Below are 21,816 nucleotides of genomic sequence, written 5' to 3'. Positions count from 1 at the left end.
GCTTCATCTAAGGGGGTGCCCACCGGTTTGCATGGTTCATCCGGGCCACATGTGGCTGCCGACGTCGGCCAGGTGCGCCTGGCGCGGGCGGGGGCGGTCGCCACGGTGCTGCTCGATCACCCTGGGCGCATGAATGCCATCACCGTGTCCATGTGGCAAGCGCTGGCGCGCGTTTTTCAGCAGCTGTCGGCGGATGCCGCCGTGCGCTGCGTGGTCGTGCGCGGCGCGGGCGGGCATTTTGCCGCTGGGGCGGACATCCGCGAGTTTCCGCATGTGCGCGCCGATGCGGCGGGGGTGGCGGCCTACCACCGCCAAGTGCTCGCGCCCGCCTTGCGGGCCGTGGCCCAGTGCCCGCACCCGGTGCTGGCCGTGATCGAAGGCGTCTGCGTGGGCGGCGGGCTCGAGATAGCCAGCTGCTGCGACCTGCGCCTGGCGCAGCGCGGCGCCCGCTTTGGCGCACCCATCAATCGCCTGGGTTTCCCCATGGCGCCCGATGAACTGCATGGCCTGCTGCGCCTGGCGGGCCGCGCGGTGGCGCTCGAACTGCTGCTCGAAGGGCGGGTGTTCGATGCCGACGAAGCCCTGGCCAAGGGCCTGCTCACTCGCGTGGTCGAGCCCGAAGCCCTGGAAGCCGAGTGCGCCGAGATGGTGGCGCGGCTGTGCGCCGGGGCACCGCAGGCGGCCCGGCTGAATAAATGGATGATCGCGCGGCTGACCGCGGACGCCGCACCGTTGGCCGATGCCGAATGGCAGCACTTTTTCAGCTATGCCGCGAGCCGCGATCACCAGGAGGGCGTGCAGGCCTTCCTGGCGGGCCGTCCCCCTGTTTTCACCGGAGAATGAACTTGGAACACGACGCCAATCTCTATGCCATCTTGCAGACGGGCTTTCCGGCAGACCGCCAGGCCGTCGCCATCGAGACCCCCGAACGCAACTACAGCTGGGATGACATCGAAGCCCTGAGCGGCCAGATCGCCAGCCTGTTGGCCAGCCTGCGGGTGCCCGCCGGCGCCCGTGTCGCCGTACAGGTCGAAAAATCGCCTGAGGCGCTCATGCTGTATCTGGCCACGCTGCGCGCGGGTCTGGTCTACCTGCCGCTCAATACCGCCTACCACGAGGCCGAGGTCGGCTATTTCCTGGGCGACGCCGAGCCCGCGGTGGTCGTCTGCACCGAGGCTGCCCGCGGTTGGTGCGAGCCCTTGGCGCGGGCCAAGGGGGCGGCCCACGTCTACACCCTGGACGCCGATGGCCAGGGCAGCCTGATGCGGGCCGCCGCCGGACATGACCCAGCCTTCCAGACCGTGACGCGCGCCGCCACCGACTTGGCCGCCATCCTGTACACCTCGGGCACCACGGGGCGCAGCAAGGGGGCCATGCTCACGCACGGCAACCTGGCTTCCAACGCGCTCACGCTCAAGACCTATTGGGGCTGGCGCGCCGATGATGTCTTGCTGCACATGCTGCCCATCTTCCACGTGCACGGCCTGTTCGTCGCCTCGCATGGCGCGCTGCTGGCCGGTGCGCGCATGATCTGGCTGCCGCGCCTGGACATCGACCAGGCCCTGCGCTACCTGCCGCGCTGCACGCTCATGATGGGTGTGCCCACGTATTACGTCCGTCTGCTGGCCGATGCGCGCTTCGAGCGCACGGTTTGCGGCCACATGCGCCTGTTCATTTCCGGTTCTGCGCCGCTGCTGGTAGACACTTTCCGTGAGTTTCAGCAGCGCAGCGGCATGACGATACTCGAGCGCTACGGCATGAGCGAAACGGGCATGATCACGTCCAACCCCTACGACCCGGCGCGCGGCGCGCGCCTGCCGGGCACGGTCGGCCCGGCGCTGCCGGGGGTGGCGGTGCGGGTGGTGGACGACGCCGACCAGGGGTTGGCCCCCGGCACGCCCGGCCACGTGCAGGTGCGCGGCCCCAACGTCTTCGCCGGGTATTGGCGCATGCCTGAAAAGACCCGGCAGGAATTCACCGCGGATGGCTGGTTTCGCACCGGCGACATCGGCGTGCTGGGTGGCGCGGGCATTCCCGACGACTACCTGAGCATCGTCGGGCGCAGCAAAGACCTCATCATCACTGGCGGCTACAACGTCTATCCCAAGGAAATCGAGATGGTCATCGACGCCATGCCGGGCGTGCAGGAATCCGCCGTCATCGGCGTGCCGCATGCCGATTTCGGCGAGGCCGTGGTGGCCGTCATCGTGCCCCGCGCGGGCGCCACGGTGGATGCGGCGGCGGTGCTGGCGGGCCTGAAGGCCGATCTGGCCAATTTCAAGGTGCCCAAGCAGATACACCTGGCCGATGCCCTGCCGCGCAACACCATGGGCAAAGTGCAGAAAAACGTCCTGCGGCAACAGTACGCGGGCCTGTCGTAACCCCAGGAAGCGGTGCCTGATCCTGGCAACCTTGCCGTCCCGGCGTGGGCGGCGGATTCACCATCAAGACCCATCATGGAGACAAGACAATGAAGCGACACATTCTTTGCGCCGCCCTGGGGCTGGCCTTGGCGGCAGGCAGTGGCGCCGTTCTGGCCGAAACCACCTTGCGCGCCTCGCACCAGTTTCCCGGCGGGCAGGGCGATCCGCGCGACGAAATGGTGCAGATCATCGCCCGCGAGGTCGAAGCGGCCAACGTCGGCCTGAAAATCCAGGTGTTTCCTTCGTCCTCCCTGTACAAGGCCAACGAGCAGTGGGGCGCGCTCACGCGCGGGCAGCTGGACATGGCGGCCTTCCCGCTGGACTACGCCTCGGGCCGGGTGCCGCAGTTTTCGGCCACGCTCATGCCGGGGCTGGTGCGCAACTACGAGCACGCCGAACGCCTGAACAAGTCCAACTTCATGAAGGAGATCAAGGGGATCGTCGAGCGCCAGGGGGCGGTGGTGATTGCCGATGCCTGGCTGGCCGGGGGCTTTGCTTCCAAGAAAAACTGCATCACCGGGCCCGAGACGATCAAGGGGCAGGTGATCCGTGCCGCGGGCCCGGCGTTCGAGCAGATGCTGGCGTCGGCGGGGGCCTCGATTTCGTCCATGCCCTCGTCCGAGGTGTATTCGGCCATGCAGACCGGGGTGCTGGATGCCGCCAATACGTCCAACGACAGCTTTGTCTCGTACCGCCTCTACGAGCAGGCCAAGTGCCTGACGGCGCCGGGCGAGAACGCTCTGTGGTTCATGTACGAACCCGTGCTCATGTCCAAGAAGGTGTTCGACCGGCTCGAGCCCGCCCAGCGCGACGCCATCCTGGCGGCCGCACAGAAAGCCGAGGCTTATTTCACGGAAGAAGCCAAGAAGGGCGAGCAGAAGATGCGCGACATCTACACCAAGGCTGGCGTCGAGGTGGTCACCATGACGCCCGAGCAGTATCAGGCCTGGATGGCGATCGCCAAGCACTCCTCGTACCGGCAGTTCGCCGAAAAAGTGCAGGGCGGCGACGCGCTGCTCAAGAAGGCCCTGGCGGTTCAGTGATGGGGGGCGGCCGCTGGTTCGGCCAGCGGCCGCCTGAAGCGTCGGCGCGACACCGGGAGGTCGCATGAGTCGGATTTTCATTCGTTGGGTCGAGGCGCTGTCGCGCGCCTGCGGGGTGGCTTCCGTGCTGCTGCTGGGCTTTGCCATGCTGGTTGTCTGCCAGATGATCCTGATGCGCTACGTCTTTCGCGCCGCCACGATCTGGCAGACGGAAGCCGTCGTGTTTGGCGCCACCGCCGCCATTTTCCTGGGGGCACCCTACGTGCTGATGACCAAGGGGCACGTGGGCGTCGATTTCATCCAGATGCTGGTGCAGCCGCGCACGCGCCTGTGGATGGATCGGGTAGGCGCCTGGCTGGGGCTGATCTTTTGCGTCGTCATGGCGGTGGCCAGCGCCCTGTACCTGTTCCAGGCCATCGCAGGCGGCTGGACGACGCCCAGCGTGGCCGCCGTGCCGCTGTGGATGCCGCTGAGCCCCGTGGCCTTCGGCTTTGCGTTGCTCAGCCTGCAGTACGTCGCGGAAATCATCAAACTGATGGAGGCGCAACCATGACGCCCACTCTGGCAGGAATCAGCATCGTGCTTGCCCTGTGCCTGATGCTGGCCACCGGCATGCCGATTGCCTTCGCCCTGGGGCTGGCGGCCATCGGCGGTCTGATGCTCGACATGGGGCCCGACGTCATCGAGGTGCTGGCCGAAACCATGTTCGCCGGCATCGCCAACCTGGGCTACGTGGCCATCCCCATGTTCGTGCTGATGGGCGCCATCGTCGCGGGCACGCCAGCGGGCGGCGATCTGTACAAGGCGCTCGATCGCTGGCTGCACAAGGTGCCCGGCGGCCTGGTGCTGTCCAACATCGGCGCCTGCGCCATTTTTTCCGGCATGACGGGCTCCAGCCCGGCCACCTGCGCGGCCATCGGCAAGATGGGGATCCCCGAAATGCTCAATCGCGGCTACCCGGCTTCGGTGGCCACCGGTTCGATTGCCGCGGGCGGCACCCTGGGCATCCTGATTCCGCCGTCGGTCACCATGATCGTCTACGGCATCTCCACCCAGACCTCGATCGGGCGCCTGTTTCTGGCGGGGGTGATGCCGGGCCTGTTGCTGACCGTCCTGTTCATGGCCTGGGCGCTGTACGACGCGCGCCGCAAGGGGTTTCGCTTTGGCGGCGGCACGCTGCACTACTCCTGGCGCGACAAATTCGAGGCGCTGCCCCGGGTGCTGCCGCTGCTGTTCATCATCCTCGGCATGCTGTTCGTGTTGTATGGCGGAGTGGCCACGCCTTCCGAGGCCGCCGGGGCGGGGGCGCTGCTCACGCTCGTGGTGGTGGCCGTCGTCTATCGCCTGTTTCGCATCAAGGACTACACCGGCGTCTTTGGCTCGGCCATGCGCGAGAGCGTCATGATCATGATGATCATGGCGTCCGCCGAACTCTTCGCTTTCGCGCTGTCGTCGCTGTTCATCACGCAGTCGCTGGCCGCCGCCATTGCCGCCCTGGAAATCAACCGCTGGCTGCTCATGGGGCTCATCAACGTGTTTCTGCTGGTGGCGGGCATGTTCCTGCCGCCGGTGGCCATCATCGTCATGGCGGCGCCCCTGCTCTTGCCCATCATCACGCAGGCGGGCTTCGATCCCTACTGGTTTGCCGTCGTGCTCACGGTCAATATGGAAATCGGCCTGATCACGCCGCCCGTGGGCCTGAACCTGTTCGTGCTCAACGCCATCGCGCCGGACGTACCCACCAAGGACATCCTCGCGGGGGCCTTGCCCTACGTGCTGGTGATGATGCTGGGCATCGTGCTGCTGTGCTTTTTCCCCGGCGTGGTCACCTGGCTGCCCGACACGCTGATGGGCAAACCGCTCTGAACCGCGCGCGGGCCTGGACAAGGCGTGCCGCCCCGTCGGGCCAGAGGCCATGACGGGCGGATAGCCGCAACTGGCGCGAGCGCTTTGTCGCGGGCGCTGTGGGGTCAGGCCGACAGTGGGCTCAAGCCGCCGGAGCCAGCTTGCGGGCGTTGTCGTCGATCAGCTGGGCCGCCTTGCTCATCTGCCGCAATGGATAGGCCAGCGCGGCGTAATCGCCTTCGGTCTCGATCACGTTGGGCGGCGCGGCGGGCCGCCCGGCCAGCGCGTCGTTGGTGGCCGCCAGCGCCTGGCGGATGCCCTCGGGCTCGGCGTCGAGCAAGGCCAGCTGCGGAATGACGGCGGCGATCTGCGAGGCCAGGGCGTGGTGCTGGATGAGCAGGCGGTTGAATTCGGGCACGTGCCGCTGGCGGCGCACGGGTTCGTCCATCATGCGGTAGAACGCCGAGGCAAAGTTGCTGAAGGCCACGTGCACGTTCTTGCGGCAGAGTTTCCATTGGGTTTCGGCTTCTTTCACGCGCTCGTCGTCGGGGTTGCCGCGCGCGCGCTGCGCCCGGACGGCATCGACGAAGGCCAGGCCGCTGTGCAAGAAGGCCTGGTTGGCGGTGCGCAGCGCCTGGGCCAGCGCATCGAGGGTGTTGCGTTCCCAGGACGGCAGAATATAGCTGCAGCCCAGGGCCAGGATGCTGCCGATGACGGTGTCCACCAGACGCTCGCCCACCACGGTGTTCGAGCCCGGCACCAGAAAATGGAACACCAGCAGCACGAACAGCGTGTTGCAGACGGCGGACAGCACGTAGTTCACCTGGATCAGGCCATACCCCAGGATGCTGCACAGCACCAGGATCAGCAGGTAGACCTTGGAATCCAGGTCGAGAAAGAACAGCACCAGCGCCAGCCCGCAGCCCAGCAGCGTGCCGGTGAGCCGCCAGCCGTTGCGCTGCCGGGTGAGCGCAAAGCCGGGCTTCATGATGATGAGCACGGTCAGGATGATCCAGTAGCTGTGCCCGGCCATGCCGGGGTCGAAGCTGCGCACCATGGGGGTGTAGGCGATGGCCGTGCCCACCCCCATCGACAGCAGCGCCGCCACCGCCACGCGCAGGGCGTAGCGGAAGTGCGCCGACTGCATCCGCAGATTGTCGGTCAGCAGCCCGATGCGCCACTTCTGCCGGGTGAGGAAGCGGTTGAGCGAGCGGTTGGCGCGGCTCAGGTCGGCCTCTGCCATGGGCACGGGGGTGACCGAATGGTCGGCCATGCGATCCACCTGGCGTGTCATGTTGCGCAGGCGCCGCAGCACCTGCACCAGCAGGGCGTAGAGTTCGGGTTTGGCCGTGGCCGTACCGTCGATGCGCAGCTGCTGCAGCTCGTATTCGAGCGCGCGCAGTTCGGCCTTGACGCTGTTGCGCACGCGCGTGTGCCGGTTGCGCGCCACGTTGAGCGCCAGGGCCGCGACGTTGAGCGCGAGCTTGCGCATGGCGTCGCGCACGAACAGCAGGATGTCGCTGTCGGGCAACGCCTGGCGCAGCGTGCTGTAGTCGGTATGGGTGGCCACCATGCTGTCGAGCAGGTTGATCATGTCCACGAACAGGTTCAGCAGCCCCTGGCGCAGCCGGTCGCCGTGCGAGCGGGTGCCCCGGGGCAGCTCGCGCAGCACCATGTCGCGCGCGGCCTGGTGGGCGTCGGTCATGGCGGCCTGGCGGCGGATGAGCTGCCGGTAGCTGTCGTCCAGGTCGGCGTGGATGTCGTAGAAGCGGGCGCGCGTGCCGATGTAGTCGGCGGTGGCAAACAGCGCCACCGACAGGGCCTGCTGTTCTTCGCGGTGCCACAGCAGGCGGTGGGCGATGGCGCTGTAGACGAGATAGAAGGCCCCGCCCAGAAAGGACGTGAGCGTGTGCTGGATGACGTCGGCCTGGGTGAGCGGCGTGCGCAGCGTGAGCGTCATGATGAGCAGGCAGGCAAAGCCCAGCAGGCCGCCGTGCTTGCCGTAGACGGTGAGCATCGAGAAGCCGAAGCACAAGGCGGGCACCACGATCCAGATGGCCAGGGCGTGGCTGGCCGCCAGGCCCGTGGCCGCGGTGGTGAGCGAGCCCAGGCACAGGGCGGCGAACATGCCGTTGAGCCCGTAGCGTCGTGGGCCGCCGGGCTGATCGAGGATGGCGACGCAGGCCGCGCCCACGGCGGCCACGAAGCCGCTGGCGACCCAGCCAAAGAGGCCCGCGAGCACCAGGGCGGGGATGAGCACGCCCGTGGCCTGGCGCAGCCCGCCAAAGAAATAGTGACTGTAGAAGAAACGCTGCAGTTGGGGCGTGGAGGGGGTCATGCCGTCATGGGCCTTGGGCCCCACACGGGGCAATGCTCGAAGTATAAAAAATCCCGCCAGGCCGTGCTTTGGCCACCGGGCGTCGCGGTGCCCGGCAAGGCGCGCGCGCCCGCCTGGCGCGTCCGTGGCGCGCACCGGTGACGCGCGTACGCGACAAGGATACGGCGGCGCCGCTTGCGGCCCATGTTGCAACGCGGTAAATTAAGCGCTCAGTCAGGGGCGATCGCGCCTGATCGATGTGGCGAACGCACCGGGTCACACACCCGGTTTTTTTCGTCTTCCGTTTTCATGTCCCCAGATACGCCAAAAGCGTGATCCCGGGCATCCGTTTCCACCAGTTCGCGCCGCTTCTGGCGCACGCACCTTGTACCAAGGGGTACAGGCAGGCTCTGCGAGGTGGCCGGGCGACGCGGTTCCGTGAACCGTCTAGCGTCGGCGCATGTTGCAGATCACCGGCACTGGCCCAGGCTGTCCGATGGCCGCTTGGCGCAGGTTGCAGGTTACGAAAGGAATCCGCTATGGAACTCAATGGCGCCGACATCGTCGTGCGTTGCCTGATCGAGGAAGGCGTAGACCACGTGTTTGGCTACCCCGGCGGTGCCGTCCTCTACATCTACGACGCAATCTACAAGCAAGACAAATTCCAGCACATTCTCGTGCGGCACGAGCAGGCGGCGGTTCACGCGGCCGATGCGTATTCCCGCTCTTCCGACAAGGTCGGTGTGTGCCTGGTCACCAGTGGCCCGGGCGTCACCAATGCCGTTACCGGCATCGCCACCGCCTACATGGATTCGATCCCGCTGGTCATCATCAGCGGCCAGGTGCCCACTCACGCCATCGGCCAGGACGCCTTCCAGGAATGCGACACCGTGGGCATCACGCGGCCCTGCGTCAAGCACAACTTCCTGGTGCGCGATGTCAAAGACCTCGCCGAGACCATGCGCCGCGCGTTCTACATCGCGCGCTCGGGGCGTCCCGGCCCGGTACTGGTCGATATCCCCAAAGACGTTTCCGTGGCCATGTGCAAGTACACGCCCAAGCGCGGCCCCACGCAGCTGCGCTCGTATTCGCCAGTCACCAAAGGGCACCAGGGGCAGATCAAGAAGGCCGTGCAATTGCTGCTGGCCGCCGAACGTCCCATGATCTACGCCGGGGGCGGGGTGGTGCTGGCCAATGCCGCCGACGAGCTGCGCAAGTTCGTGCGCATGACCGGCGCGCCGTGCACCACCACGCTCATGGGGCTGGGGGCCTATCCGGGTTCCGACGAAAAATTCGTCGGCATGCCGGGCATGCACGGCACCTACGAAGCCAATATGTCCATGCAGAACTGCGACGTGCTGCTGGCCATCGGGGCGCGTTTCGACGACCGCGTCATCGGCAACCCCAAGCACTTTGCGCAAGTGCCGCGCAAGATCATCCACGTGGACATCGATCCCTCGTCGATCTCCAAACGCGTGCGCGTCGATGTGCCCATCGTGGGCGACGTGCGCGACGTGCTGCAGGACATGATGGGGCTGTACGCCCAGTCGCTGGCCGAGCAGAAAGCGCCTGAACACCGGCTCGACGCCTGGTGGCAGCAGATCGACGGCTGGCGCGCGCGCAAGTGCCTCGACTACGAACACTCCGATACCGTCATCAAGCCGCAGTTCGTGGTGCAGAAGCTCTGGGAAGTCACCCGTGGGCAGGCCTTCGTCGCCTCGGACGTCGGCCAGCACCAGATGTGGGCTGCGCAATACTATCCCTTCCCCGAGCCGCGCCGCTGGATCAATTCCGGTGGTTTGGGCACCATGGGGGTGGGGCTGCCCTTTGCCATGGGCGTGCAGATGGCCAATCCCGACCGCGACGTGGCCGTCATCACGGGCGAGGGCTCCATCCAGATGAACATTCAAGAGCTCTCCACCTGCAGCCAGTACCGGCTCAGTCCCAAGGTGCTGTGTCTCAACAACCGCTATCTGGGCATGGTGCGCCAGTGGCAGCAGATCGAATACGGCTCGCGCTATTCCGAATCGTATGTCGATGCGCTGCCCGACTTCGTCAAGCTGGTCGAAAGCTACGGCCACATCGGCATGCGCATCGACAAGCCGGCCGATGTCGAACCCGCCATCCGCGAGGCCTTCACCAAGTACAAGGATCGCCTGGTCTTCATGGATTTCATCACCGATCAGACAGAAAACGTCTGGCCTATGGTCAAGGCAGGCAAGGGCCTGACCGAAATGCTCCTGGGCGCCGAAGATCTGTGAGGAACCAACCATGAAACACGTCATTTCCGTTTTGCTGGAAAACGAACCGGGCGCCCTGTCGCGCGTGGTGGGGCTGTTCTCGGCCCGCGGCTACAACATCGAAACGCTCACGGTGGCGCCCACCGAAGACGCCACCCTGTCGCGCATGACCATCGTCACGGTGGGCTCCGACGAAATCATCGAACAGATCACCAAGCACCTCAACCGCCTGGTCGATGTGGTCAAGGTGGTCGATCTCTCCGAAGGCCCGCACGTCGAGCGCGAGCTCATGCTCATCAAGGTGCGTGCCGTGGGCAAAGAGCGCGACGAGATGAAGCGCATGGCCGAGATTTTCCGCGGCCGCATCATCGACGTCACCGACAAGACCTATACGATCGAACTCACCGGCGTGCAGGATAAAATTGCCGCCTTCATCGAGGCCCTCGATCGCAGTGCCATCCTCGAAACCGTGCGCACCGGCGTCTCGGGCGTCGGGCGCGGCGAACGCGTGCTCAAGCTGTAAACCGCAGGCCTGGCGGGGCACCTTCCGGTGCGCCGTGGCTGCCTGAAGCGGGCCACAGGCCAGGCCATCCTCTCTCAATTCAGAATTAAAAAGTTTGGAGTTTTTCATGAAAGTTTTTTACGACAAAGATTGTGATCTGTCCCTCATCAAGGGCAAGCACGTGGCCATCATCGGCTACGGCTCGCAAGGTCACGCGCACGCGCAAAACCTGCACGACTCCGGCGTGCACGTCACCGTGGGCCTGCGCAAGGGCGGCGCCTCATGGAAAAAGGCCGAGAACGCCGGTCTCACCGTGAAAGAAGTGGCTGAAGCCGTCAAGGGTGCCGATGTCGTCATGATGTTGCTGCCCGACGAGCACATCGCCGAGGTCTATCGCACGCAAGTGGCCGCCAACCTCAAGGCGGGCGCCGCGCTGGCCTTTGCCCACGGCTTCAACGTGCACTATGGTCAGGTCGTGCCGCGCGCCGACATCGACGTCATCATGATCGCCCCCAAGGCCCCGGGCCACACCGTGCGCAGCACCTACACCCAGGGCGGCGGCGTGCCGCACCTGATCGCCGTGCACCAGGACGTCTCGGGCAAGGCCCGCGACCTGGCCTTGTCCTATGCCATGGGCAATGGCGGCGGGCGTGCCGGCATCATCGAGACCAACTTCCGCGAAGAAACCGAAACCGACCTCTTCGGCGAACAGGCCGTGCTGTGCGGCGGCACCGTCGAACTCATCAAGGCCGGCTTCCAGACGCTGGTCGATGCCGGCTACGCGCCCGAAATGGCCTACTTCGAGTGCCTGCACGAACTCAAGCTCATCGTCGATCTGATCTACGAGGGCGGCATCGCCAACATGAACTACTCGATCTCCAACAACGCGGAGTTCGGCGAATACGTCAGCGGCCCGCGCGTGGTCAACGCGGAATCGCGTGCCGCCATGCGCCAGGTGCTGACCGACATCCAGTCGGGCGTGTATGCCAAGAACTTCATCCTGGAAAACGCCGCGGGCGCGCCCGAGCTCACCTCGCGTCGCCGCATCAACGCCGAGTCGCAGATCGAACAGGTGGGCGGCAAGCTGCGCGCCATGATGCCCTGGATCACGGCGCACAAGCTGGTCGATCAGACCAAGAACTGATCACCTGCTGAGATGAAACCCGGGCCGCTGGGCGCCGGGCCCTGGAATCACGCGATGCGGATTCCGGGGCTGGGGCACCCGGCGGCCTTGTCGTCTTTGCCTGGGCCGTGCCGTCGGGCATTCATCCGGCTGAAACCCTGTGCCGAATTGGGTTATCCTTGCGCCTATCATGAAAATCCCTCCCTATCCTCATCCCCTCATCGCCCGCGAAGGCTGGGGTATTTTGGCCGGCGGCCTCGTCGTGGCGGTGCTGGTCAGCACCTGGTCGTGGTGGGTCTCCATCCCGTTCTGGATCTTCACTATCTTTGCGCTGCAGTTCTTCCGCGATCCGGCGCGCGAAGCGCCCGAGGGCGAGGGGCTGGTGCTCAGCCCGGCCGATGGCCGCATCGTCTGCGTCGAAGACGCCGACGACCCCTACGCCCAGGGCCGCAAGGCGCTGAAGATCAGCGTCTTCATGAACGTCTTCAACGTACACTCCAATCGCGTGCCGGTGGACGGCAGCGTGCAGTCCATCGAATATTTCCCCGGCAAGTTCTTCAATGCGGCGCTGGACAAGGCGTCGCTGGAAAACGAACGCAACGCCATGGTGCTGCAAACCACAGACGGGCACCTCGTCACTGCCTGCCAGGTGGCCGGGCTGGTGGCCAAGCGCATCCTGTGCCATGCGCGGGTGGGGCAGTCGCTGTACGCGGGGCAGCGCTACGGCTTCATCCGCTTCGGCTCGCGGGTGGACGTATACTTGCCGCCAGGGGCCCGGCCCCGCGTGGCCATCGGCGACAAGGTCAAGGCCACCAGCACCGTGCTGGCCGAGCTTCCCGCCCTTTCCGGCGATCATGACACCGCAGCCTGAGCCCATGCCTGACGAAAAACAACGGCGGCGCAGCATTTACCTGCTGCCCAATGCCTTTACCACGGCCAACCTGTTCGCCGGCTTTTACGCCGTCGTGCAGGCCATGAATGCAAACTTTGAAACGGCCGCGATTGCCATCTTTCTCGCCATGGTGTTCGACAGCATGGATGGCCGGGTGGCGCGCCTCACCAATACCCAGTCGGCCTTTGGCGAGCAGTACGATTCCCTGGCCGACATGATCTCCTTCGGCATGGCGCCCGCGCTGGTCATGTACGAATGGTCCTTGCAGGGCCTGGGGCGCTGGGGCTGGCTCGCCGCGTTCGTCTACGTGGTCGGGGCCGCGCTGCGCCTGGCGCGCTTCAACGCCAACATCGGCAAGATCGACAAGCAGTACTTCCAGGGCCTGCCCAGCCCGGCGGCGGCGGCGTTGGTGGCCGGTTTCGTCTGGCTGTCGGTGGACAACAAGCTCTCGCTGTCCGACGGGCTCATCCCCTGGGCGGCCTTCGCCATGACGGTCTATGCCGGCATCGCCATGGTGTCCAACGCGCCGTTTTTCAGCGGCAAGTCGTTTGCCCTGGGACGCAGCGTGCCGTTCTGGGTGATGCTGGTGGTGGTGGCGGTCTTCGTGTTCGTCTCCAGCGATCCCCCCGTCGTGCTTTTTGCCTTGTTCGTGCTCTACAGCCTGTCGGGCTGGGTCACCTGGCTGTGGCGCGTGCGCCGCGCGCGGCGGCTGGGCCAGCGCATGCGCAGCGCCGATACCGACGCCGCCGGGCACTGATCCCGCCTGAAAGCCGCTGTGCGGCGTGTGGGCATATCCGCTATAATGCGCACTGCGCCACCGCTCGCGTGGCGCTTTTTTCATCCCACGGCAATGCCCCTCAGTGTTGCCGCCTGTTTCCGAGGTTTAAAAAAGCATGTCTGTTGCAGATATCGTCAAGTCCGACATCGTTGCGCAATTCCAGCGCGCCGCTGGCGACACCGGGTCCCCCGAAGTCCAGGTTGCCCTGCTCACCGCCCGCATCAACGAACTCACCGGCCACTTCAAGGCCCACACCAAAGATCACCATTCGCGCCGCGGCCTGCTGCGCATGGTCAGCCGCCGTCGCAAGCTGCTCGACTACCTGAAGGGTCGCAACCCGGATTCCTACCGCGCCCTGATCGAAAAACTCGGTCTGCGCAAGTAATGCCCCGGGGCCTGGCTCCCCGCGCACGAACCGTGTACGCCGCGTGCGATCGCAAGCGCGGGGTGCACGGTTTTTTTTCGTAGTCGCAGCCGACGGCTGATCGGGCAGCATGACAGGCCCGTCAGCGGGCTGTTCGGCGGCTGCCGCGGGGCAGGGCCCTCAATTGTCAGAAGGATAATGTAATGTTCAACAAAGTGAGCAAGTCGTTCCAGTACGGTGAGCACACCGTCGTGCTCGAAACCGGCGAAATCGCCCGCCAGGCTTCGGGTGCCGTGCTGGTCTCGGTGGATGACACCGTCATCCTGGCCACGGTCGTGGCCGCCCGCACCGCCAAGCCGGGGCAGGATTTCTTCCCGCTGACCGTCGATTACGTCGAGAAAACCTACGCCGCGGGCAAGATCCCGGGCGGCTTCTTCAAGCGCGAAGGCAAGCCGTCGGAAAAAGAAACCCTCACCTCGCGCCTCATCGACCGCCCCCTGCGTCCGCTGTTCCCCGAAGGTTTCTACAACGACGTCCAGGTCATCATTCACACGCTCTCGGTCAACCCCGAGGTCGATCCCGACATCCCCGCCATGATCGGCGCCTCGGCGGCGCTGGCCATCTCCGGCATTCCCTTCAACGGGCCGGTGGGCGCGGCGCGCGTGGGCTACGTCGATGGCCAGTACGTGCTCAACCCCAGCGCGAGCGTCGTGCGTGAAAAATCGCAGCTCGACCTCGTGGTGGCGGGCACCGAAGCCGCCGTGCTGATGGTCGAATCCGAAGCCCAGCAGCTGCCCGAAGACATCATGCTCGGGGCTGTGGTGTTCGGCCACGAGCAAATGCAGGCCTGCATCAACGCCATCCACGAACTGGTGGCCGAAGCCGGCAAGCCCGAATGGGACTGGCAGCCCGCGCCGCGCAACGAAGCGCTGGCCACGGCGGTGCACGGCATCGCCTTCGAGCCGCTCAAAGCCGTCTACCAGATTCGCAACAAGCAAGAGCGCACCACGCACCTGCGCCAGGTGTATGCCGACGTCAAGGCCAAGCTGGCCGAACACGCCGCCGCCCGTGGCGATGCCGCGCCCGACAGCGTCGAAGTCGAGAACATGCTGTTTGCGATCGAGTCCGAGATCGTGCGCGGCCAGATTCTCAATGGCGAGCCGCGCATCGACGGGCGCGATACGCGCACCGTGCGTCCCATCAGCATCCGCCTGGGCGTGCTGCCGCGCGCCCACGGTTCGGCCTTGTTCACGCGCGGCGAGACGCAAGCGCTGGTGGTCACCACCTTGGGCACCAAGCAAGACGAGCAGATCATCGATTCGATCATGGGCGAGTACCGCGACCGCTTCATGTTGCACTACAACATGCCGCCGTTCGCCACGGGCGAAACCGGCCGCTTTGGCGTGCCCAAGCGCCGCGAAATCGGCCATGGCCGCTTGGCCAAGCGCGCGCTGCTGCCGCTGCTGCCCAGCGCCGACGAATTCCAGTACACCCTGCGCCTGGTTTCCGAAATCATGGAATCCAACGGCTCGTCGTCCATGGCTTCGGTGTGCGGCGGCAGCCTGTCGATGATGGACGCGGGCGTGCCCGTCAAGGATCACGTGGCCGGCGTGGCCATGGGCCTCATCAAAGAGGGCAGCAAGTTTGCCGTGCTCACCGACATCCTGGGCGATGAAGATCACCTGGGCGACATGGACTTCAAGGTCACCGGCACCGTCACGGGCGTGACCGCCCTGCAGATGGACATCAAGATCCAGGGCATCACCAAAGAGATCATGCAGGTGGCGCTGGCCCAGGCCCGCGAAGGCCGCCTGCACATTCTGGGCAAGATGCGCGAAGCCATCGACGGCTCGCGCACCGAGCTGTCCGACTTCGCGCCGCGCATGCTCAAGCTCAAGATCAACCCCGAGAAGATCCGTGACGTCATCGGCAAGGGCGGCGCCACCATCCGCGCGCTCACCGAGGAAACCGGTTGCCAGATCGACATCAGCGATGATGGCAGCATCACGATTTCCAGCGCCGACCTCGATCGTGCGCACGATGCCGAACGCCGCATCAAAGAACTCACGGCCGACGTCGAAATCGGGCAAGAATACCAGGGCACGGTGCAGCGTCTGCTCGATTTCGGCGCCATCGTCCAGGTGCTGCCGGGGCGTGATGGCCTGCTGCACATCTCCGAGATCGCCAACTACCGCATCGCCGACATCAACGACGTGCTGAAGGTGGGCCAGTCGGTGCGCGTCAAGGTCATCGAGGCCGACGACCGTGGCCGCTTGCGTCTGTCGGTGAAGGCCATCGGCGGCATCGAAGCCCAGGGCGGCCCCGCCGCCCCGGCGCCCAAGGCCGAGTAAACCTGCTGTTGCCCGCACTCAGTCCGTCTGGCTGAGCGCGGCCAGCACGAAAAAAACCCGAGAAGCAATCGCCTCTCGGGTTTTTTTCGCGCGGGAAAACGGCTTTATTTCATTGTTTCCAATCTGCGTGCGTGGTCGGGCCAAAAATGGCGTCCGTCATGTCTCAACCATTGCTCAAACCTGCCAGCTGCTGTGTGAGATAGGAGCTCAGTGAATTCATTTGCGCCATCATCGAGTCGAGTGCCGTGAATTCCTGCCGGTAATTGTCCATCTCGCTCGAGATATTGTCTGATTGTTGCTGATATTGTGCCTGCAGATCGGACAGCAGGTTTTTCGTGCCTTCTGTCGCTGATGAAAAAGCGCCGCCTGTCTGCAGCAGTTGATCGCTCATGGTCTGAAACGCCTGACCCACCCCGGAGGCCCCTGCCAGCACGTTCTGTACGTCGGTTGGGTCGCTTGCCAGCAGCGAACTGAAGGTATCGGTATTCAGCGACAGTTGCCCTGTGGTCGGGTCGGTGCTCAACCCCAGACTGAATACAGAACTCAGCGAGCCACTGGAAGATGGCGTGTCGAGCGCATTGTTGAGCTGTTCTTGAACTTGCAGTGCCAGGGGGTTGCCCGTCAGTGGGCTGGCTGTTTGTGTGCCGGTGTCGTATGCCGTGAGCGACTGAAGCGTGGATAGAACGCTGTTGTAGGCGGTCACCAGGTTTTGTACCGATTGTGTCGCCTGGGTTGTGTCGTGGGTGATGTCCAGTTTGGTCGGGTCGGCGTCTACCGACTGCAGGGTCAGCGTCACCCCCGTGATGGCACTTTGCAGGGTATTGCTTGGGCTGGAAATAGCAACCCCGTCGATATGCAGCTGGGCGTTGCTGGCTGCCCTTTCAGTGACGCCAGACCCTGTGTCGCCTTGGGTGAAGCCCAGCAGATTTTGCAGGTTGGCGTTGTCGCTGGAAATGCTGCTGACGGCAGCTTGTGTGCCCGTTTGCTGGGCGATCAGCAACAAATGATAGGGTGAGGCCGAACCATCGTTGACGAGCGTGGCGGAGACGCCCAGTGCGCTGTCGCCGTTGATGGCGGCGACCAAGCCATTGAGCGATGTGTCTTTGCCGGTGAGATCCAGCGTGTTGCTGGTGCCGTTGGCCAATGTAATGGTCAATGAACCGCCCGTGCCGTTGCTGATGGTTTGACTGGCTTGTCCGGCAGTCACCAGCGTCTGTGCGCTGGCCAGCTGGTCGACGGTGACGTCGTATTGCCCCGCGATGGCGCCGCCGTCGACCGTGGCGGTGAAGGCTGAACCCCCAACGTTGGCTTGCAGCGTATTGAAGCTTTGCGGGTTGGACAGCGGCTGCGCGGCGGCTTGCAGGTTGCTGATGCTGTTTTGCAGCGTGCCATAGGCGGACAGGGTGGCGTTGGCGGTATCTTCCTGGGCCTGGATGGGCTGCAGGGAGGCGTTCTCGCTGGTTTGCAACTGATCCAGAAGGTCATCGAGTGGCAGCCCTGAGCCCACACCCAACGAAGAAATGAGGCCAGAATTTTGTGTACCGGACGAAAGAGAGGTGATGTCCATGGCCAACTCCTGCAGAAGGTAGCCATGAGACTGGGTTTCAAATGGAAAGGTTCAGTCTTTTTTGACCGTTATTTTGTAACTTAGTGTGTTAATTCGGCAAGGTCAGGACAATCTTGCCGATCTGTTCGCCCGCGTCCATCATGGCGTGCGCTTTCGAGGCCTCGGCCAGCGGGAAGGTGGCGTGGATGATGGGCCGGATGGTGCCTGCTTCCAGCAGCGGCCAGACGCGCTCGCGCAGCGAACGGGCGATGGCGGCCTTGAAAGCCACCGGGCGCGCGCGCAGGGTAGAGCCCGTGATCGTCAGCCGCCGGGCCATCACCTGCCAGCAGTTGAGCGTGCCGTGCGCGCCGCCCAGCTGGGCAATCATCACCAGTCGGCCATCGTCGGCCAGTACCTTGAGGTTGCGCGGCAGGTAGTCGCCCGCCACCATGTCCAGGATGACGTCCACCCCGCGTCCGCCCGTCAGTGTCTGGATTTCCTCGACGAAATCCTGCGTGCGATAGTTGATGCCTTTGGTGCAGCCCAGCGCCTCGATGGCCTGCACGCGCCCGTGGCTGCCCGCCGTCGCGTACACCGTGTGGCCGAAGGCCACGGCCAATTCGATGGCGGTGGTGCCGATGCCGCTGGCCCCGCCGTGCACCAGCAGGGTTTCGCCCGCGGCCAGCGCCCCCCGGTCGAAGACGTTGCTCCAGACGGTGAAGTAGGTTTCGGGCAGGGCGGCGGCCTCGATCATGGACAGCCCCGCGGGCACCGGCAGGCATTGCGTGGCCGGGGCCGTGCAGTATTGCGCGTAGCCGCCGCCCGCCAGCAGGGCGCAGACCGCGTCCCCCAGTTTGAAGCCGCCCGCTGCGGGGTCGCCCCCGATGATGCGGCCCGCCACCTCCAGCCCCGGCAGGTCGGACGCCCCGGCCGGGGGCGGATAGCTGCCCTGGCGCTGGAAGACGTCGGGCCGGTTGACCCCGGCGGCATCCACCTCGATGAGCACCTCGCCCGGGCCGGGCACGGGGGTGGGGCGCTCGACCAGATCCAGGACGTCGGGGCCGCCCGGCTGGGTGATGGCGATGGCTTTCATGGCTGTTCTCCTGTCACGATGCAGGCCCAATTATGCGCTACACTTGCCGTCTTCATCCCGGAGGTGTGGCAGAGTGGTCGATTGCACCGGTCTTGAAAACCGGCAACGGGCAACCGTTCGTGAGTTCGAATCTCACCGCCTCCGCCAATAATCAGCACCTCGTCAGCCATCGAAAGTCGGGCGCAAGGGGCTTCGTCGGGCATAATCCAGATATTCAATAGGGTTGTTCGCGCGACGTTCATGTCTGTTTTGCATGCCATCGGCCGCCGGGGGGCGGCCCTCTTCGCTTTCGCGCAGCGCCTGCTGCGGCGCGGGGGTGCCGCGCTTGTCGGCGCCAGACGGTCGCGCGCGGCCTTGCTCGAAAGCGAGAAACGCCTGCAAGCCGTGTTCGACCAGGCGGCGGTGGGCGTAGCGCTGGTCGATATGCGCACGGGCTGCTTCGAGCGCGTCAACCAGAAATATTGCGACATCCTGGGTTATACGCGTGATGAGCTGCAGGGGCGCAGTGTCCGCGACATTTCCGAGGCGAGCGATTACCAGCTCAACCTGGATCTGCGCGACGAACTGCAGCGAGGCCGACGCGCGTCGTTCCAGATGGAAAAGCGCCAGTTGCGCAAGGACGGCAGCATGGTCTGGGTCGATCTCACCGTCGCCCCGGTGCTGCAGGAGGGCGGCGTGCCCCGCTACAACGTCGGGGTCATTCAGGACATCACCGAGCGGCGGCGCATGCAGGATACCTTGCGCCGCAGCGAAGAGCAGCTGCGCAGCATTCTCGACCACCTGCCCGTGGGCATTCTCCTGTCGGGCCCGGACGGGCAAGCCATCTTCCACAATCGCCACTTCGTTGACATCACGGGCTATACGTGGCGCGACCTGGTCGGCGCCGGGGCCTGGTGGACGCGGGCCTTTCCCGACCCCGACGTGCGCGCGCAGGCGCTGTCGCGCTGGCACGCCGCGTGCAGCCAGGCCCATGCGGGGCAGATCGCCCGCGCCGAGTACGACGTGTGCCGGGCCGACGGCGGCATCTGCAGCGTAGCCTTGTCAGGCATTGCCCTGGGGCACAATGAAATCCTCATCTTTGAGGATCTCAGCCGCTACAAGGCCGCCGAAGAACAGATCAACTACCTGGCCTATTACGACCCGCTCACCGGGCTGGCCAACTGGCGTCTGCTCCGGGATCGCCTGGACACGGCCCTGAGCCGCAGCGTGTTGCGCAAGCAGTGTGGTGCCGTGCTGATGCTGGATCTCGACCGTTTCAAGCTGCTCAACGAAGTTCGCGGGCACGATTGCGGCGACCAGCTGCTGCGCCAGGTGGCCCAGCGCCTGCGCGGGCAGGTGCGGACCGAAGACGTACTGGCCCGGCATGGGGGCGATGCCTTCGTGCTGGTGCTCGATGCCGATCGTCCGACGCCGACGCAGGCCGCGGCACACGCCGGCGAGCTGGGTGAGCGCGTGCTGGCGGCCTTGCGCGCGCCTTTTTTGCTGGACGGCGAGTCCTACCGCACGACGGCCAGCATTGGCGCGGCGGTGTTCCAGGGTCGCGCGGAGAGCCCCGACGAACTGCTGCGGCAGGTGGACGTCGCCCTCTACCAGGCCAAGGCGTCGGGGCGCGACGTGCTGTGTTTTTACGACGCGCGGGCCCAGGCGCTGGTCAGCGAACGCGCGGCGCTCGAGTCGGATTTGCGCGTCGCGCTCGAACAGGGGCAGCTCGAACCGTATTACCAGGCTCAGGTGTGCGACGGGCGCATCATCGGGGCCGAGATCCTGGTGCGCTGGCACCACCCGCGTCAGGGGCTGGTGCCTCCGGCGGCGTTCATCCCCCTGGCCGAGGAAACCGGGCTCATCCAGCCCCTGGGCGAGGCGATGCTGCGCGCGGCCTGCCAGCAGCTGGCGGCCTGGGCCACCGACCCGCGGCTGGCCGGCCTGACCTTGTCCGTCAACATCAGCCCCCTGCAGTTCTACCAGGATGATTTCGTGGCGCGGGTGCTCGACGCGCTTGCCGACACGGGGGCCGACCCGTCGCTGCTCGAACTCGAACTGACCGAGGGCCTGCTGCTGCAGGACGTCGAGGACACGATCGCCAAGATGGTACGGCTCAAGGCGCGCGGCCTGCGGTTTTCGCTGGATGACTTCGGCACGGGGTATTCCTCCCTGGCGTATCTCAAGCGCCTGCCGCTCGACCAGCTGAAGATCGACCAGAGCTTCGTGCGCGACGTGCTGCGCGACCCCAACGACGCCGCCATCGTGCGCACCCTGGTGGCCCTGGGCTCGACGTTCGGCCTGCGGGTCATCGCCGAGGGCGTGGAAACCGAGGCGCAGAAAGCCTTTCTGCTGGCGCAGGGCTGCCGCCACTGGCAAGGCTACCTGTTCAGCCGACCCGTTCCGCTCGGTCGTTTCACGGCGCTGGTGCGCGCGAATCCGGCGTCCGGACAGGGCGTGTGAGCGGTGGCTGTGTGAGCGGCGGCCTGAGAAAGCCCGCCAATCGTCTTATACTTGCACGTTTCCTCCCTATTCAGGATGTCACCATGAAAAACCGCTTCATCCCCGGCTTTCTCCTGGCAGCAACGTTGGGCCTGGCCAGTGCGGCCGCGTCCGCCGATACCGTGCGCATCGGGATCGAAGGCGCCTATCCGCCGTTCAACACCGTGACGGCGTCCGGGCAGCTCGAAGGCTTCGATGTGGACATCGCCCGCGCCCTGTGCACCGCCATGAAAGCCGAATGCACTCTGGTGGCCCAGGATTGGGACGGCATGATCCCGGCACTGATGGCGCGCAAGTTCGATGCCGTGGTGTCGTCGATGGTGGACACCCCCGAGCGTGCCAAGCAGGTGGACTTCACCAAGCCCTACTACCGCACCATGCTGGCGGTGGCCGTGGCCAAGGATTCCGACATCAAGGACACCCAGCCCGCCTCGTTCAAGGGCAAGACCCTGGGCGCGCAGTCCTCCACCACCCAAAGCCAGTATGCCGAAGACGTCTACGGCAAGGCGGGGGCCGAGATTCGCCTGTACCCCACGCCTGACGAAGCCGGCAGCGATCTCATCGTGGGTCGTCTGGACGGCGTCGTACACGACAAATACCCGCTCATCGAATGGATGAACAAGCACAGCGAAAACTGCTGCCGCCTGCTGGGCGACATCCCGGGCACCGAGGGCGACACCAGCATCGCCGTCCGCAAGGGTGACGACGCCCTGCGCGAGCGCTTCAACACGGCCATCCAGACCATCCGCGAGCAGGGCATCTATCAGAAGATTTCCCAGCGCTACTTCGGCATGGACATCTATTAAGGCCGCAGGCCC

At 65.4% G+C, this 21,816-nt stretch carries 17 protein-coding genes and 1 tRNA gene; 15 read left to right on the top strand and 3 right to left on the bottom strand.

Features of this window, described 5'->3' with window-relative positions:
- Positions 1-51 precede the first annotated feature (51 nt).
- The 5 genes from CCA01S_RS01405 to CCA01S_RS01385 all read left to right on the top strand — a co-directional run bounded on the left by CCA01S_RS01405 (position 52) and on the right by CCA01S_RS01385 (position 5,332).
- Positions 52-843 carry an enoyl-CoA hydratase/isomerase family protein gene (locus CCA01S_RS01405; RefSeq protein WP_066453037.1) on the top strand — a complete coding sequence of 264 codons (792 nt, stop codon included), beginning with the start codon at positions 52-54 and terminating at the stop codon, positions 841-843.
- A complete protein-coding gene (locus CCA01S_RS01400; RefSeq protein WP_066453035.1) occupies positions 840-2,381 on the top strand; it encodes a malonate--CoA ligase in 1,542 nt (513 codons plus the stop codon). The genes CCA01S_RS01405 and CCA01S_RS01400 overlap by 4 nt, the downstream gene beginning before the upstream one ends.
- A gap of 89 nt (positions 2,382-2,470) precedes the next feature.
- A complete protein-coding gene (locus CCA01S_RS01395) occupies positions 2,471-3,466 on the top strand; it encodes a TRAP transporter substrate-binding protein (protein WP_066453033.1) in 996 nt (331 codons plus the stop codon).
- A 64-nt stretch (positions 3,467-3,530) separates the two neighbouring features.
- Positions 3,531-4,019 carry a TRAP transporter small permease subunit gene (locus CCA01S_RS01390; RefSeq protein WP_066453032.1) on the top strand — a complete coding sequence of 163 codons (489 nt, stop codon included), beginning with the start codon at positions 3,531-3,533 and terminating at the stop codon, positions 4,017-4,019.
- Positions 4,016-5,332, top strand: a complete 1,317-nt coding sequence (locus CCA01S_RS01385) for a TRAP transporter large permease (protein WP_066453030.1) — start codon at positions 4,016-4,018, stop codon at positions 5,330-5,332. Before CCA01S_RS01390 ends, CCA01S_RS01385 begins: the two co-directional genes overlap by 4 nt.
- Positions 5,333-5,453: 121 nt before the next feature.
- On the opposite strand, the gene CCA01S_RS01380 is transcribed toward CCA01S_RS01385, so the two are convergent.
- Positions 5,454-7,649 carry an FUSC family protein gene (locus CCA01S_RS01380; protein ID WP_066453028.1) on the bottom strand — a complete coding sequence of 732 codons (2,196 nt, stop codon included), beginning with the start codon at positions 7,647-7,649 and terminating at the stop codon, positions 5,454-5,456.
- A gap of 518 nt (positions 7,650-8,167) precedes the next feature.
- Here CCA01S_RS01380 and CCA01S_RS01375 point away from each other — a divergent pair.
- The 7 genes from CCA01S_RS01375 to pnp all read left to right on the top strand — a co-directional run bounded on the left by CCA01S_RS01375 (position 8,168) and on the right by pnp (position 15,878).
- On the top strand, positions 8,168-9,889 hold the full coding sequence (locus CCA01S_RS01375; protein WP_066453024.1) for an acetolactate synthase 3 catalytic subunit: 1,722 nt from the start codon (positions 8,168-8,170) through the stop codon (positions 9,887-9,889).
- 10 nt (positions 9,890-9,899) lie between these two features.
- A complete protein-coding gene (ilvN, locus tag CCA01S_RS01370) occupies positions 9,900-10,391 on the top strand; it encodes an acetolactate synthase small subunit (protein ID WP_066453023.1) in 492 nt (163 codons plus the stop codon).
- A 106-nt stretch (positions 10,392-10,497) separates the two neighbouring features.
- Entirely contained in the window at positions 10,498-11,514 is a 1,017-nt protein-coding gene (gene ilvC, locus CCA01S_RS01365; RefSeq protein ID WP_066453022.1) for a ketol-acid reductoisomerase, read from the top strand.
- 169 nt (positions 11,515-11,683) lie between these two features.
- Positions 11,684-12,364: a phosphatidylserine decarboxylase gene (locus tag CCA01S_RS01360; protein WP_066453021.1), complete on the top strand. Its 681-nt coding sequence runs from the start codon at positions 11,684-11,686 to the stop codon at positions 12,362-12,364.
- Between the two features lie 4 nt (positions 12,365-12,368).
- The gene (gene pssA, locus CCA01S_RS01355; protein WP_066453019.1) at positions 12,369-13,142 is read left to right on the top strand and encodes a CDP-diacylglycerol--serine O-phosphatidyltransferase; all 774 of its coding nucleotides are present in this window, start codon (positions 12,369-12,371) and stop codon (positions 13,140-13,142) included.
- A 136-nt stretch (positions 13,143-13,278) separates the two neighbouring features.
- Positions 13,279-13,548, top strand: a complete 270-nt coding sequence (rpsO, locus tag CCA01S_RS01350; protein ID WP_066453017.1) for a 30S ribosomal protein S15 — start codon at positions 13,279-13,281, stop codon at positions 13,546-13,548.
- Positions 13,549-13,730: 182 nt separating this feature from the next.
- Complete coding sequence (gene pnp, locus CCA01S_RS01345; RefSeq protein WP_066453015.1) at positions 13,731-15,878, top strand: polyribonucleotide nucleotidyltransferase; 2,148 nt, start codon at positions 13,731-13,733, stop codon at positions 15,876-15,878.
- A 163-nt stretch (positions 15,879-16,041) separates the two neighbouring features.
- On the opposite strand, the gene fliD is transcribed toward pnp, so the two are convergent.
- Both fliD and CCA01S_RS01335 read right to left on the bottom strand, forming a co-directional pair.
- Positions 16,042-17,445, bottom strand: a complete 1,404-nt coding sequence (fliD, locus tag CCA01S_RS01340) for a flagellar filament capping protein FliD (RefSeq protein ID WP_066453013.1) — start codon at positions 17,443-17,445, stop codon at positions 16,042-16,044.
- Positions 17,446-17,533: 88 nt separating this feature from the next.
- Complete coding sequence (locus CCA01S_RS01335) at positions 17,534-18,517, bottom strand: NAD(P)H-quinone oxidoreductase (RefSeq protein ID WP_066453009.1); 984 nt, start codon at positions 18,515-18,517, stop codon at positions 17,534-17,536.
- 59 nt (positions 18,518-18,576) lie between these two features.
- Here CCA01S_RS01335 and CCA01S_RS01330 point away from each other — a divergent pair.
- The 3 genes from CCA01S_RS01330 (at position 18,577) to CCA01S_RS01320 (ending at position 21,804) form a co-directional block, all read left to right on the top strand.
- Positions 18,577-18,664, top strand: a tRNA-Ser gene (locus CCA01S_RS01330).
- 93 nt (positions 18,665-18,757) lie between these two features.
- Positions 18,758-20,959, top strand: a complete 2,202-nt coding sequence (locus CCA01S_RS01325) for a putative bifunctional diguanylate cyclase/phosphodiesterase (protein WP_084386303.1) — start codon at positions 18,758-18,760, stop codon at positions 20,957-20,959.
- An 83-nt stretch (positions 20,960-21,042) separates the two neighbouring features.
- Positions 21,043-21,804: a transporter substrate-binding domain-containing protein gene (locus CCA01S_RS01320; protein WP_066453005.1), complete on the top strand. Its 762-nt coding sequence runs from the start codon at positions 21,043-21,045 to the stop codon at positions 21,802-21,804.
- Positions 21,805-21,816 lie beyond the last annotated feature (12 nt).

Source organism: Castellaniella caeni NBRC 101664, from assembly GCF_001592225.1.
Lineage (GTDB): Bacteria > Pseudomonadota > Gammaproteobacteria > Burkholderiales > Burkholderiaceae_B > Castellaniella > Castellaniella caeni.
Note: the sequence above shows the minus strand (reverse complement) of the source record. Positions and strands in the feature narration are given on the sequence as shown.